The organism is Rhodoferax sp. U2-2l, assembly GCF_020594515.1.
Lineage (GTDB): Bacteria > Pseudomonadota > Gammaproteobacteria > Burkholderiales > Burkholderiaceae_C > Rhodoferax.
Genome location: NZ_JAJCTH010000002.1, coordinates 297692 through 310479 on the forward strand (window position 1 = coordinate 297692; position 12788 = coordinate 310479).

At 61.7% G+C, this 12788-nt stretch carries 14 protein-coding genes and 1 tRNA gene; 7 read left to right on the forward strand and 8 right to left on the reverse strand.

Annotated features, from left to right (window positions below):
- Positions 1–66 precede the first annotated feature (66 nt).
- On the reverse strand, positions 67–1005 hold the full coding sequence (locus LHU53_RS03055; protein ID WP_227330605.1) for an HDOD domain-containing protein: 939 nt from the start codon (positions 1003–1005) through the stop codon (positions 67–69).
- 135 nt (positions 1006–1140) lie between these two features.
- Here LHU53_RS03055 and selD point away from each other — a divergent pair, with 135 nt between their 5' ends.
- Positions 1141–2250 (forward strand): selenide, water dikinase SelD, encoded by a 1110-nt coding sequence (gene selD, locus LHU53_RS03060; RefSeq protein WP_227330606.1) that lies wholly within the window; start codon positions 1141–1143, stop codon positions 2248–2250.
- 224 nt (positions 2251–2474) lie between these two features.
- On the opposite strand, the gene LHU53_RS03065 is transcribed toward selD, so the two are convergent.
- The 4 genes from LHU53_RS03065 to LHU53_RS03080 all read right to left on the reverse strand — a co-directional run bounded on the left by LHU53_RS03065 (position 2475) and on the right by LHU53_RS03080 (position 5467).
- Positions 2475–3587 carry an FAD-dependent oxidoreductase gene (locus LHU53_RS03065; protein WP_227330607.1) on the reverse strand — a complete coding sequence of 371 codons (1113 nt, stop codon included), beginning with the start codon at positions 3585–3587 and terminating at the stop codon, positions 2475–2477.
- Between the two features lie 21 nt (positions 3588–3608).
- Positions 3609–4259, reverse strand: a complete 651-nt coding sequence (locus LHU53_RS03070) for a DUF3047 domain-containing protein (RefSeq protein WP_227330608.1) — start codon at positions 4257–4259, stop codon at positions 3609–3611.
- Between the two features lie 180 nt (positions 4260–4439).
- Positions 4440–4516 (reverse strand) — tRNA-Pro (locus LHU53_RS03075).
- Between the two features lie 21 nt (positions 4517–4537).
- Positions 4538–5467 carry a polyprenyl synthetase family protein gene (locus tag LHU53_RS03080; protein WP_227330609.1) on the reverse strand — a complete coding sequence of 310 codons (930 nt, stop codon included), beginning with the start codon at positions 5465–5467 and terminating at the stop codon, positions 4538–4540.
- 242 nt (positions 5468–5709) lie between these two features.
- On the opposite strand from LHU53_RS03080, the gene rplU reads away from it, so the two are divergent.
- The 4 genes from rplU to proB all read left to right on the forward strand — a co-directional run bounded on the left by rplU (position 5710) and on the right by proB (position 8752).
- Positions 5710–6021, forward strand: coding sequence for a 50S ribosomal protein L21 (gene rplU / locus LHU53_RS03085; RefSeq protein WP_078364123.1), 312 nt, complete (start codon positions 5710–5712; stop codon positions 6019–6021).
- 11 nt (positions 6022–6032) lie between these two features.
- Positions 6033–6293, forward strand: a complete 261-nt coding sequence (gene rpmA, locus LHU53_RS03090) for a 50S ribosomal protein L27 (RefSeq protein ID WP_227330610.1) — start codon at positions 6033–6035, stop codon at positions 6291–6293.
- A gap of 193 nt (positions 6294–6486) precedes the next feature.
- Complete coding sequence (gene cgtA / locus LHU53_RS03095; RefSeq protein ID WP_227330611.1) at positions 6487–7560, forward strand: Obg family GTPase CgtA; 1074 nt, start codon at positions 6487–6489, stop codon at positions 7558–7560.
- A 55-nt stretch (positions 7561–7615) separates the two neighbouring features.
- Entirely contained in the window at positions 7616–8752 is a 1137-nt protein-coding gene (gene proB / locus LHU53_RS03100) for a glutamate 5-kinase (RefSeq protein ID WP_227330612.1), read from the forward strand.
- A 3-nt stretch (positions 8753–8755) separates the two neighbouring features.
- Here proB and LHU53_RS03105 read toward each other — a convergent pair whose 3' ends face one another.
- Both LHU53_RS03105 and LHU53_RS03110 read right to left on the reverse strand, forming a co-directional pair.
- The gene (locus LHU53_RS03105) at positions 8756–9262 is read right to left on the reverse strand and encodes a CNP1-like family protein (RefSeq protein ID WP_227330613.1); all 507 of its coding nucleotides are present in this window, start codon (positions 9260–9262) and stop codon (positions 8756–8758) included.
- Positions 9255–9872, reverse strand: a complete 618-nt coding sequence (locus LHU53_RS03110) for an RNA pyrophosphohydrolase (protein WP_227330648.1) — start codon at positions 9870–9872, stop codon at positions 9255–9257. Before LHU53_RS03110 ends, LHU53_RS03105 begins: the two co-directional genes overlap by 8 nt.
- A gap of 92 nt (positions 9873–9964) precedes the next feature.
- On the opposite strand from LHU53_RS03110, the gene LHU53_RS03115 reads away from it, so the two are divergent.
- Together LHU53_RS03115 and LHU53_RS03120 are read left to right on the forward strand one after the other, a co-directional pair.
- The gene (locus tag LHU53_RS03115) at positions 9965–11707 is read left to right on the forward strand and encodes a proline--tRNA ligase (protein WP_227330614.1); all 1743 of its coding nucleotides are present in this window, start codon (positions 9965–9967) and stop codon (positions 11705–11707) included.
- A 56-nt stretch (positions 11708–11763) separates the two neighbouring features.
- Entirely contained in the window at positions 11764–12414 is a 651-nt protein-coding gene (locus tag LHU53_RS03120) for a lytic transglycosylase domain-containing protein (RefSeq protein ID WP_370632206.1), read from the forward strand.
- Positions 12415–12427: 13 nt separating this feature from the next.
- Here the strand turns inward: LHU53_RS03120 and grxD are convergent, their stop codons facing one another.
- Positions 12428–12751: a Grx4 family monothiol glutaredoxin gene (gene grxD, locus LHU53_RS03125; protein ID WP_227330615.1), complete on the reverse strand. Its 324-nt coding sequence runs from the start codon at positions 12749–12751 to the stop codon at positions 12428–12430.
- Positions 12752–12788: the final 37 nt, after the last annotated feature.

Genomic DNA, 12788 nt, shown 5'->3' on the forward strand with positions numbered 1-12788 from the left:
ACCCTGTCTGTGATGCCGGACTTGATCCGGCATCCATTGCGCGCGCCCGGCGTTGGCGCCCGCCAGTCAGTCGCGCGGTGGTGAGCCGGCCAGCGAGGCCGCTTCCAGAATCGGGTGGTCAATCTTGTGCAGAAAGCCCAGCGTGGCGCGCGGTGAGTTGTTCAGCAGCTGGGCGATTTCTTCCACATCGTCGGGGATGGCGGCGTTCTCCCAGTCGACCGCGGTGTGGCGCGCCAGGCGCACCGCCAGCACCACACATTTGACGTTGCTGCGCTCGGCGTGGCGGTTGTCGCTGATGTTGATCAGCAACTCCGGCAGGTGCCACATCTTCATCAGTGCCTGGCGCAAGTCGGCCACCTCGGCGCCCAGGATGTCTTTCTGGATGACGCTGGAGCGCAAGGTGCTGTCGGCCAATTGGGCTTCGCGGATCTTGACGGCCAGCGTGGGCGCATGTAACCACACCAGCATCTCGGCAAAATCATTCAGAAACGCCGCCTGGTGGATGATGGTTGCATCGGTATCGCCCCTGTGCACCGCGAACGCCAGTGCAAACTGGCCAGCGCGCTCTGCTCGTCGTAGCAGCTGTTGCAGCCCGTCGCGCGCTTGCGCTTGGTCGGCCAGCCAGTCTTCCACGGTGCGCTGCGGCCCGAAGTGCCTGAAAAAAGGCGAGATACCCATCAAGACCAGCGACGTGGTGATCGACTCCGTCTGGGTGGCGTGGCTGGGTTTACGCAGGCCGGCGGCAAAAGACAGGACTTTCAATGTCATCAGCGGGTCTGCCTGAATCACCGAGGTGAGCATGTTGGCGTCCACATCGTCTTCCCGCGCGCGCAGGTCTTCCAGCGCGGCGGCCGTCGCGGCCAGCACCGGGATTTCGGCGTGCAAAAAGTACTGGGTCCAGGCGCCAATGTGCGGCAAGGCGGCCTTCAGATACGTGGCGGGCGGCAAGAGCGGCGCAACCGGTGCCGCCGTTGCAGCGCCAGGCTGGGGAGTGGGGTCGGTCATTTGTGTCCTCGTTCTAGATGTGGTCGGGAGTATGGGTGTTGCTGTCAGGCGGGTCAAGCCACGATGCGGCATGCTGGTTTTTATCGGCAAGGGCGGCTCGATAATGAGGTTTTCCCTTTTTAGATCAGGATATTTATGGCAACTCCCCATCAAGACAACGCTGTGGTCTCGCCCACACCCGACGCCCGCAGCCCCCGGGCGACCGAGCCGCGCCTGACCAGCCTGTCGCACGGTGGCGGCTGCGGCTGCAAGATCGCGCCGGGCGTGTTGTCCAGCATCCTCCAAGGCACCGGCGCCATGCCGATCCCCAAGGAGCTGCTGGTGGGCATCGAAACCGCTGATGACGCGGCGGTGTACCAGCTCAACGAAAACCAGGCGCTGATCGCCACCACCGACTTTTTCATGCCCATCGTCGACGACCCGTTTGACTTTGGCCGCATTGCCGCCACCAACGCCATCAGCGATGTGTACGCCATGGGTGGTACCCCGATCATGGCGCTGGCGCTGGTGGGTATGCCGATTGCCGTGTTGTCCATCGAGACCATCGGCAAGATTTTGGAAGGCGGCGCCAGCGTCTGCCGCGCGGCGGGCATCCCGATTGCGGGTGGCCACACCATTGATTCGGTCGAGCCGATTTACGGCCTGGTGGCGCTGGGTTTGGTGCACCCCAGCCGGGTCAAGAAAAACGCCAGCGCGCAGGTGGGCGACAAGCTCGTTCTGGGCAAGCCGATTGGCGTGGGCATCTTGTCGGCCGCGCTCAAAAAGAACAACCTGGACGCATCCGGCTACGCACAGATGATGGCCGTGACGACCCAGCTCAACACCCCGGGCCCGGCGCTGGCTGCGCTGCCAGGCGTGCATGCCATGACCGACGTGACCGGCTTTGCCCTGGCGGGGCATGCGCTGGAGATTGCGCGCGGCGCGGGGGTCACCGTGACGCTGGACTGGGCGAACGTGCCCTTGCTGACTGGCGTGCGCGAGCTGGCCCAGGCGGGCAACATCACCGGGGCCTCCGGGCGCAACTGGGCAGCGTATGGCGCCGAGGTGCAATTGAGAGCCGACTTTGCCGCGGTGGATCAGGCGCTGCTGTCGGACCCGCAAACCAGCGGCGGCCTGCTGGTGACCTGCGCGCCTGATGCGGTGGACGCGGTGCTGGCGGTGTTCCAACAGCAGGGGTTTGACGCGGCGTGTGTGGTGGGCGAGATCACGCCCGCTACTGACGGCGCCAAACTGGTGCTGCGCTAAAGCCGACTGGGTACTCTGGTGATGCCCTTAGTGGCGCCTGTTTGCTAACCTCATCACTATATTTTATATGGCTTATAGCCCTTATATATAAAGGGCTGTAGGTCAATTTGACGTATACAAAGTGCAGATGGTCGGCCCCGCGCCGCGTCGGATTTTGAGGCGAGTCAGCGGTGGCAACAGGCGCTGGCGGCGCCCCTGCCCACCGTGCGATGCCGTCGCAACCCTCAAGTCGGTACCGGGCCGCTGTATTTCTGGATGAAGCCGCGGTCAATGCGGTCCTTGAGCCACCACACCCAGCGACCTTCGGCCGACCAGCCGCCCCAGCTGGCAATGGCGTATGGCTCGCCGCAGGCCAGCAGGTTCAGGGTTTTGGCCTGCGGGGTGTAAGGTTTGGGTGCCACCCCGGCCAGCACGGCGCGCAGGTTGGCCGCCAGCGGCACCCCGGCGCGCACCGCATACACGCCGCTGCGCGCCACCGGGCGGTCCATGCGGCTGGAAACGTCACCCGCCGAAAACACCTCCGGGTGGCTGGTGCTGCGCTGGAAGGCATCAACAGCCACAAAACCCGCGTCATCCAGTGCCAGGCCGCTGCCTTGCAACCAGCCGGGGGACTGCGCGCCAATGGCCATCAGCGGCACGTCACAAGCGAGCTGGCCGCCGTTGCCCAGCGACACGGCTGTCGCATTGATGCCGGTGGCGCGCTCCTGAATCACGGTGATGCCGCGCTTTCTCAGCGCCCGTTGGATGCGCGCCTGCACGTTGGCCGGGTAATTGGCACCCACCGGTGCGTCACCCGCCACCAGCGTGACCGACGCGCCAGCCAGCCGGTGCGCCACCGCGCAGGCCAGCTCAATGCCCGCCGCCCCGCCGCCCATCACTGCCACCCGCAGGGCCCGGCTGGCGGCCAGTTCCACCACCTGCGGCCAGAGCGCGCCAAAGGCTTCGATGGGCCGCACAAACAGCGCATGCTGGCGCGCACCGGGCATCATCTGCTCAATCTTCTGTCGGTCTTGCACCGCGCCGGTGTTGACCGACACCACGTCGTAGCGCAGCGTGCTGCCGTCGTCCAGGGTCACGGTGCGCGTGCTGGCGTCCAGGCCGGTGGCGCTGCGCTGCAGCCACAACACGTCGCTGTTGGCCAGCAGCGGCGCGAGGTTGATCACGCAGTCTTCCAGCGCGTAGTGGCCGGCCACAAAACCCGGCACCATGCCCGAATAAAGTTGACGTGGGAAGGGTGCCACCAGCGTGATCTGCACCCCAGCCAATGGCTGCGCGGCCAGGGTGGACAGCATGTGCACGTGGGCATGGCCTGCGCCCAGCATCACCAGATGTGTCATGAAAGCGCTTTCGTCATGCGCTCAGTCTAACCAGCGCAAGCGGGCCAGATATGCCGTACTGGCACCACCGGTGTTGTCGCTGTCGGCACCTATCGCCACTGCCAGCACGGGCGGCAACACCGCGCTCTCGGCGCCAAACAGGCTGGCGAAGTCATCCGCCAGATGCCGACGCTGGTTGACCCACTGTCCGGTGGCCGTTTCCGAGCCGTTGAGCACGATGTAGCGCACCCGCGCGCTGTAAGGATTGGCCCCGCTTTTGCCCGCCGGGTAACGCGTGTCCCACAGGTAACACAGGGTGGCGCTGGGCAGGTCTTGCCCGGTGGCGGAGCGCGCCAGCGACAGGGCGGCGCGTTGCAAAAACGGGATGTCGGCCAGCGGCTGGTCAAACATCACGCAGACTTTGAGCGCGGCATCGTCACCGGCTTTGGTGCTGATGTCGGCCAGCGGCAGGCCTTGGGCCAGTTGCCAGCGCCAGGCCAGTTCGGCAGGCGCTTTGCCGCGCCAGGCGTGGGTCAACACGCCGTAAGAGCGATCCGTGCGCAGGCGCAGCGCGGGCTCGCCCGGTGCGGTGGTCAGCTCAAATGTGGTCAGCGGAAACTTGTTATCCGGCAGGCCACTGACACGCCAAGCCGGGTTCAGGCTGCCGGGGGAATCTGCTTGGAATGCGGCCAAACTCTGAGCAAGTGCGGTGGTGGTCCACGTGCATAGAGCACCCGTAGCAATGAACGGTAGCGCCCATCTGCAACCCAGATTGCGCAGGAAGGTCATGGCGCGCGTCCGTTGACTGTTCATTGCAAGTTTCCAAAGCAAAACGGGTTAGCGACAAAATTTGCGCTAACCCGTTAATTGAAATGGTCGGAATGAGAGGATTCGAACCTCCGACCCCTTCGTCCCGAACGAAGTGCGCTACCAGGCTGCGCTACATTCCGAAATATCTGGTGTTTGGACCGCTAAGACTGCCGATCCAAAAGTTGAGCCGCTAATTGTATCAAACACGTTTTGTGTGGTCCATCAGGCAGTAGCCCGGCGGCGGCAATCGCTCGCGCTGCCTCGTCGCTGGCGGCTTTGCGGGCCACATCGAGCGCACCGGTTGCCCGCACGATCTCCACCACGGCTTCGATGGCGGTGACGTCGCCGTTCTCGATGGCCACCTTGACCAGCTCGCGCTGTTGCGCGCTGCCGCGCTGCATGGCGGCAATGAGTGGCAGCGTGGCCTTGCCTTCGCGCAGATCGTCACCCAGGTTCTTACCCATCACGGCGGCGTCGCCGGTGTAGTCCAGCACATCGTCAATCACCTGGAATGCCGTGCCCAGCGCCTGCCCGTAGTGCGCGCAGGCCGCCTCGATCTCAGGTGATGCATCAGCCAGGATCGCACCGACGCGGGCGCTGGCTTCAAACAGTTTGGCTGTCTTGGAGCGAATGACCTGCAGGTAACCTTCTTCGTCCAGCTCGGCGTTGTGCATGTTCATCAACTGCAGCACTTCGCCCTCGGAGATCACGTTGGTGGCCTCCGACAGCACACTCATGATGCGCATGCTGCCCACGTCCACCATCATCTGGAAGGCGCGCGAATACAAAAAATCACCGACCAGCACGCTGGCGGGGTTGCCGAAGGTGACATTGGCGGTGGCATTGCCGCGGCGCAGAGAGGATTCGTCCACCACATCATCGTGCAGCAGCGTGGCGGTGTGAATGAACTCAACCACGGTGGCCAGGCTGTACTGCGCGGGCCCCTTGAAACCCAAGGCGCCGCTCATCAGTAGCAGCAGCGCAGGGCGCAGTCGTTTGCCACCGGCTGAAATGATGTAGCGGGACACTTGTCCCACCAAGGGCACACCCGAATCCAGGCGCTGCTTGATGACCAGGTCGACCTCACGCATGTCAGGCGCGATGACTGATAACAAAGATGAGGAGGGAGTTTGGGTGACTTGCAAGACAGTAGGCTCGGTAATGTGCGCAGATTATAGAAAGCTGCCCGCACCATCCTGGCGCGTTGTGTCAAGGAGTCTGTGATCAGTTTGCCACGTTGTGTGAAAACGTCAAAAGCCAAAAACGCCCGTCTGTGACATAATGCCGGGCTTCGCGAAAATCCGTTCGTGAAGATCTATACAAAGAGGTTCCTATGTACGCGGTCATAAAAACCGGTGGCAAGCAATACAGAGTTGCTGCTGGCGAAAAAATTAAAGTAGAACAGATTGCTGCGGACGTTGGCCAAGAGATCGTGTTTGACCAGGTTCTGGCAGTCGGTAGCGGCGCAGAGTTGAAGGTTGGCACACCCTTGGTGTCCGGCGCAACGGTCAGTGTCACAGTGTTGGCACATGGTAAACACGACAAGGTCACCATCTTCAAGATGCGCCGTCGCAAGCACTATCAAAAACGTCAAGGGCATCGTCAACAGTTCACCGAACTGCTGATTGGCGCCATTTCTGCATAAGGAGTTGAGTCATGGCACATAAAAAAGGCGGCGGCTCGACGCGCAACGGGCGCGATTCCAAGCCCAAGATGCTCGGTGTGAAGATGTACGGTGGCCAACTGATCAGCGCTGGCGCGATCATTGTTCGTCAACGTGGCACACAATTCCACCCTGGCGTGAATGTCGGTATCGGCAAAGACCACACCTTGTTTTCCAAAGTTGAAGGCCACGTGGTTTTTGAAACCAAAGGCGCACTGAACCGCCGCACCGTGAGCGTGACTGCAGCCGCTTAACTGGTCGGTTGCCTTCCTTCCTCACAAGACCCTGCGCTCGGCGCGGGGTTTTTTATTTCTGAAGCATGGCCAGACCAGCCTGACGCTGCCCACAGCGTAGATCAGGTGATTTGCCGCCAACTAAAATGCGCATTGGCGGCATGGGCCGCAACCCGACGGAGCGGGTCAGCTCTGTCCCCAACCGATTGAAACCATGAAATTCGTTGACGAAGCCTACATTGATGTCTCTGCGGGAGACGGCGGCGCAGGCTGCGTCTCTTTTCGGCACGAAAAATACAAAGAATTTGGCGGCCCCAATGGCGGCGACGGTGGTCGTGGCGGCCATGTCTTCGCGGTGGCGGATGAAAGTCTGAACACGCTGGTCGATTTCCGGTTTTCGCGCCGGTATGACGCGCAGCGCGGCCAGCACGGCATGGGCTCCGACATGTTCGGCGCGGCCGGGGACGACATCACCCTGAAGATGCCGGTGGGCACCATCATCTCTGACGCCGAAACCGGCGAGGTGTTGTTCGAGTTGCTCAAGCCGGGTGAGGTGATCACCATCGCCAAGGGTGGCGACGGTGGTTTTGGCAACCTGCGTTACAAAAGCGCCATCAATCGCGCACCGCGACAAAAAACACCGGGCTGGCCGGGCGAAAAGCGCAACCTCAAGCTCGAGCTAAAAGTGCTGGCCGATGTCGGCTTGCTGGGCATGCCCAACGCGGGCAAATCCACCTTGATCACCGCCATCTCCAACGCCCGCCCGCGTATCGCGGACTACCCGTTCACCACCTTGCACCCGAATCTGGGCGTGGTGCGTGTTGGGCCGGAACAAAGTTTTGTGGTGGCCGACTTGCCGGGTTTGATTGAAGGTGCCTCGGAAGGTGCGGGCCTGGGTCATCTGTTCTTGCGCCATCTGCAGCGCACCCGTTTGTTGCTGCATGTGGTCGACATGGCACCGTTTGACGATGCCATCGACACCGTGGCGCAAGCCAAAGCCATTGTCAACGAACTCAAAAAATACGACAAAAAACTGTACGACAAGCCGCGTTGGCTGGTGCTCAACAAGCTCGACATGGTGCCCGCGGACGAGCGCGCCGCGCTGGTGAAAGACTTTGTCAAGCGCTTCAAATTCAAGGGGCCGGTGTTTGAAATCTCGGCCTTGACCCGTGAAGGCTGCGAGCCCTTGATCAAGGCCGTTTACAAGCACATCAGCGCCCAGCAAAAGTTGGAGTCCGCGCCTGAAGTGATTGACCCGCGTTTTGCCGCAGGCGCTGATCCTGTTTAAATGCTTTTGAAAGAATAGCAACTCGCCGTTGCCTCATCAAGGCTGGAATCTGAAAATGCTAGACAAATTTGATGCCGCCATCCTGCGCGACGCCCGGCGTGTGGTGGTCAAGGTGGGCTCCAGCCTGGTCACCAACGAAGGCCGCGGTCTGGACGAAGCCGCCATTGGTGAATGGTGCCGCCAGATGTCGCTGCTGGTGCGTGAGGGGCGCGAAGTCATCATGGTGTCCAGCGGTGCCATTGCCGAGGGCATGAAACGTCTGGGCTGGACCACCCGCCCGCATGAGGTGCACGAATTACAAGCCGCAGCCGCAGTCGGGCAAATGGGCTTGGCGCAGATGTATGAGACCAAGCTGCGTGAAAACAACCTGGGTAGCGCCCAGGTGCTGTTGACGCATGCGGACTTGGCTGACCGTGAGCGGTACCTGAACGCGCGTTCCACCCTGCTGACCTTGCTCAAACTCGGCGTCTTGCCGGTCATCAACGAAAACGACACGGTGGTCAACGACGAAATCAAGTTTGGTGACAACGACACTTTGGGTGCGCTGGTGGCCAATCTGGTGGAAGCCGACGCGCTGGTGATCCTCACCGATCAAAAGGGGCTCTACACCGCTGACCCGCGCAAAGACCCGGCCGCGCAATTTGTCCATGTGGCGCAAGCGGGCGACGTCGCGCTGGAGGTCATGGCCGGTGGTGCGGGCTCCAGCCTGGGGCGCGGGGGCATGATCACCAAAATTTTGGCGGCCAAACGGGCGGCTGGCTCGGGTGCCTCCACCGTGATCGCCTGGGGCCGCGAGCCGGACGCCTTGTTACGCCTGTGCCAGGGCGAGTCGATTGGCACCCTGTTGATTGCGCCGACCCAAAAAACCCAGGCGCGCAAGCAATGGATTGCCGACCATCTGCAGATGAAAGGCTCGGTGACGGTGGACGCTGGCGCGGTCCAGAAGCTGCGCTGCGATGGGTCCAGCCTGCTGCCCATCGGCATGACCGGCGTGGATGGCGATTTTTCGCGCGGGGACGTGATTGCCATCCGTTCACTCGACGGCGTGGAAGTGGCGCGTGGGCTGACCAATTACGCCAGCGCCGAGGCGCGGCTGATCTGCCGCAAGCCGTCCAGTCAATTCGAGAAACTGCTGGGATATTCTGCCGAGCCCGAGATGGTGCATCGCGACAACATGGTGCTCAGCCGGTAGTAGCTATTTCTGCAGCGCTCTGACGATATCGGCCGTGTTGCTGGCCGCAGCCGCCCGCCCGTCACAGGCCGCCTGGCGTGCGAACACCCAGGCGTGTTTGGAGGGCAGGTTGTCGGTCAAACCGCGCCATTGCGGCTCGGCCACCACCGACCACACACCGGTATTGCCAGCGCGCGCATAGGTTTTGACCTCGCCAGTTGAGCAGCGAATGCCTTCATATATGGCCGTGACCGACCCTGTGGCATTGCGCGCCACCACCACATAACGCACGATGCCATCGGGCGCGATGGTCAGCGTGGCCGGATCGATGCCAAATTTCAGCGACACATAGGGCGGCATCGCCAGCGGCAGCAGCTTCTCGGTGTTGAACGCGGGCGGTGTGGGGGCTTCAGACTCTTTCCAGTCCGGGTCTTCAGGTGCCAACTGGGCTTGAAGACCGGTGGCCAGCGTCAGGGTCAGCAACCCCAGCAGCGTCGGTGCGAACCAACGCACCAAGGATTTGTCAAACATGCTCATTTCCGGTGTGTGGATCAGGTTCCCAACTGGTACCGGGCGGCAAGTCGAGTGCTTCATGGGACGTCTCATCGCCGCCCGATTCGGCGCTGGACGGGCGAACGCCCTGGCGCAAGAAGCGGTTGCGGTGTTCGTGGCGCGGCAGGTAGCGGGCCAGTTCGGTCAGCGCGGTCACATACACCTCGCGTTTGAACTCAACCACCGCATCCAGCGGCACCCAGTAGTCGTTCCAGCGCCAAGCGTCAAACTCCGGATGGTCGGTGGCGCGCAGGTTCAAGTCCCAGTCATGGCCCACCAATTGCAGCAGAAACCAGATCTGTTTTTGGCCCTTGTAGAAGCCGCGTGAATCGCGGCGGATAAAACGGTCCGGCACCTCATAGCGCAACCAGTCACGGGTGCGGGCCACAATGCGAACATGTTCGCGCTGCAGCCCGACTTCTTCGTGCAATTCCCGGATCATGGCTTGCTCAGGGGTTTCCCCCCGATCAATACCACCTTGCGGAAATTGCCAGGAGTGCGTACGGATACGCTTGCCCCAAAACACCTGATTTTTCTGGTTGAGCAGGACGATGCCGACGTTCGGCCTAAAGCCGTCTCGGTCAAGCATAATCAAACCCCAAATTTTAAAATTGTGGCCATTATGCACAGCGTTTGCCTGGCATCAAGAGTGGCTACCCTGACATATCGCGAATCGTCCCCATGAAAGCCTCCCAATTCTTTATTTCCACCCTCAAAGAAGCGCCTGCCGACGCCGAAGTGGTCAGCCACAAGCTAATGATGCGCGCCGGCATGATCAAAAAGCTCGGTGCCGGTATCTACACCCTGATGCCGATCGGCCTGCGTGTGGTGCACAAGGTGGAAGCGATCGTGCGTGAGGAAATGAACCGCGCCGGTGCGGTGGAGCTGTCGATGCCGGTGGTGCAGCCAGCCGAGCTCTGGCAGGAAACCGGTCGTTTCGAGAAGATGGGGCCGGAGCTGCTGCGGATTGCCGACCGCCATGGCAACGACTTTGTGGTGCAGCCGACCAGCGAGGAAGTCATCACCGACATCGCGCGCCAGGAAATCCGCAGCTACAAACAGCTACCCAAAAACTTTTACCAGATCCAGACCAAGTTCCGCGATGAACGCCGTCCGCGCTTTGGCCTGATGCGTGGGCGCGAGTTCATCATGAAAGACGCCTACAGCTTTGACCGTGACCAAGTGTCCGCCAAGGCCAGTTACCAGGTCATGGCGCAGGCGTACCGGCGCATTTTTGACCGTTTTGGTCTGACCTACCGCGCGGTGGCCGCTGACAGTGGCGCCATTGGCGGCGACTTGAGCGAAGAATTCCAGGTGATTGCCGCCACCGGTGAAGACGCCATCGTGTATTGCCCCAACAGCGACTACGCCGCCAACATGGAGAAAGCCGAGTCGCTGGCGCCTGCTGGCCCGCGTGCTGCCGCCACACAGGCTTTGACCAAAACCCCCACGCCGGGCAAAAGCACCTGCGCCGATGTGGCCGAATTGCTGGGTGTGCCGTTGCAGACCACCGTCAAATCGCTGGTGCTGGCCACCGACACCCTCAATGACAAGGGTGAAGTGCTCAAGACCCAGGTCTGGCTGCTGCTGCTGCGGGGTGACCACGACATGAACGAGGTCAAGGTCGGTAAATTGCCGGGCCTGTCGGCCTTCCGTTTTGCCACCGTGCCTGAGATTGAAGCGCACTTTGGCTGCAAGCCCGGTTATCTGGGGCCTTTGAGTCTGCTGCAACCGGTGAAACTGGTGGTGGACCGCGAGGTGGCGGTGATGGCCGACTGGATTTGTGGCGCCAACGAGCCCGACTTCCACATCACCGGTGTGAACTGGGGGCGTGACCTGCCCGAACCGGACATGGTGGCTGACCTGCGCAATGTGGTGGCGGGTGACTCTTCACCCGACGGGCAAGGCCCGCTGGCGATTGAGCGAGGCATCGAGGTCGGCCATGTGTTCTACCTCGGCACCAAATACAGCCAGGCGATGAAAGCCACTTTCCTGGACCAGAACGGCAAGCCGCAGTTGATGGAAATGGGCTGTTACGGCATCGGCATCACGCGCCTGCCGGCGGCCGCCATTGAGCAAAACCATGACGAGCGCGGCATCATCTGGCCCGACGCCCTGGCGCCGTTCACGGTGGTGATCTGCCCGATCAACGCTGACCGTTCACCTGAGGTCAAGGCCGCCTCCGAGTCGCTGTACGCCGAGTTGTTGGCAGCGGGTGTGGACGTGCTGCTCGATGACCGGGGTGAACGCCCGGGCGCCATGTTTGCCGACTGGGAACTCATTGGTGTGCCGCACCGCGTCAACATCGGTGACCGTGCGCTCAAGGAAGGCAACGTGGAGTACCAGCACCGCCGTGACGCGGCGGCTACCGCCGTGCCACTGACCGGTATCGCATCGCTTTTGCTTGCCAAACTCAAGACCTGATTGGATACCTTGCTGGATCTTGCGCGTTGGGGGCGGGCGTTGGTAGAGTTCGGGGCATGACCACAGATCACTTGAAGCTGCCTGGCAGGCGGCAGGTTTTCAAGATTGTTTTGAGTGCCTTGCCAACCTCAGCCGGGCTGGGTTCGCTCTCTTTTCAGGACAGTGCCTGGGCTGGCCGCCAGGCCGAAGAGCCACTGATTGACTCCGTGCGCACGGCGCTGAGCTCGGCCATTGCCAACCAGGCGCCACCCGTCCCCGAGTTCCCCGATACCGAGTCTCGCCTGACGTATTTGCGCTGGCTGGGCGCGATGAGCGAACGGTTAAAGCGGAAGAAGGCCGACTTCGACACCCGCAAGGAGTTTTTGCAAAGCGTCTGGTACGAAAGCAAACGCGCCGGGCTGGACGTGTCGCTGGTGCTCGGCTTGATCCAGGTGGAAAGCAACTTCCGCAAATTTGCCGTCAGCAGCGCGGGCGCGCGCGGTTACATGCAGGTGATGCCGTTCTGGACCCGCGTGCTGGGTGACGGCGACGCCTCCAAGCTGTTTCACATGCAGACCAACCTGCGTTTTGGCTGCGCGATTTTGCGCCACTATCTGGAGCGCGAAAACGGCAACCTTTTTTTGGCGCTGGGCCGCTACAACGGCTCGCGGGGCAAGGCGCCTTACCCCAACGCGGTTTTGGGAGCGCGGCGCCTCTGGGAAGCCTGAAGGCCGCTTTGACTCAGGCCTGGGTGCCGAGCATGCTCTGCAATTCACCGCTCTCGTACATCTCCATCATGATGTCGGAGCCGCCGATGAATTCACCTTTGACGTAGAGTTGCGGAATGGTCGGCCAGTTGCTGTAGTCCTTGATGCCGTTGCGAATCTCGGCGTCTTCCAGCACATTGACGGTGGTGATGGCCTTGGGGTCGACACCGCAGGCCTTGAGAACCTGGATCGCCCGGCCCGAAAAACCGCATTGTGGAAAGCTGGCAGTGCCTTTCATGAACAGCAGAATGTCGTTGTGTTTGACCAGATCGTCGATGCGTTGTTGGGTGTCGCTCATGGGGTGTCCTGAAAAGAGAGTGGGCACGATTATTTCA

Excerpts from the sequence above, each read along its gene's own strand:
- LHU53_RS03105 (WP_227330613.1), bottom strand. The coding sequence starts at position 9,262 with ATGTTTGACAAATCCTTGGTGCGTTGGTTCGCACCGACGCTGCTGGGG.
- proB (WP_227330612.1), top strand. The coding sequence starts at position 7,616 with ATGCTAGACAAATTTGATGCCGCCATCCTGCGCGACGCCCGGCGTGTG.
- LHU53_RS03115 (WP_227330614.1), top strand. The coding sequence starts at position 9,965 with ATGAAAGCCTCCCAATTCTTTATTTCCACCCTCAAAGAAGCGCCTGCC.
- cgtA (WP_227330611.1), top strand. The coding sequence starts at position 6,487 with ATGAAATTCGTTGACGAAGCCTACATTGATGTCTCTGCGGGAGACGGC.
- LHU53_RS03055 (WP_227330605.1), bottom strand. The coding sequence starts at position 1,005 with ATGACCGACCCCACTCCCCAGCCTGGCGCTGCAACGGCGGCACCGGTT.
- selD (WP_227330606.1), top strand. The coding sequence starts at position 1,141 with ATGGCAACTCCCCATCAAGACAACGCTGTGGTCTCGCCCACACCCGAC.
- LHU53_RS03080 (WP_227330609.1), bottom strand. The coding sequence starts at position 5,467 with ATGCGTGAGGTCGACCTGGTCATCAAGCAGCGCCTGGATTCGGGTGTG.
- rplU (WP_078364123.1), top strand. The coding sequence starts at position 5,710 with ATGTACGCGGTCATAAAAACCGGTGGCAAGCAATACAGAGTTGCTGCT.
- grxD (WP_227330615.1), bottom strand. The coding sequence starts at position 12,751 with ATGAGCGACACCCAACAACGCATCGACGATCTGGTCAAACACAACGAC.
- LHU53_RS03110 (WP_227330648.1), bottom strand. The coding sequence starts at position 9,872 with ATGCTTGACCGAGACGGCTTTAGGCCGAACGTCGGCATCGTCCTGCTC.
- LHU53_RS03120 (WP_370632206.1), top strand. The coding sequence starts at position 11,764 with ATGACCACAGATCACTTGAAGCTGCCTGGCAGGCGGCAGGTTTTCAAG.
- rpmA (WP_227330610.1), top strand. The coding sequence starts at position 6,033 with ATGGCACATAAAAAAGGCGGCGGCTCGACGCGCAACGGGCGCGATTCC.
- LHU53_RS03065 (WP_227330607.1), bottom strand. The coding sequence starts at position 3,587 with ATGACACATCTGGTGATGCTGGGCGCAGGCCATGCCCACGTGCACATG.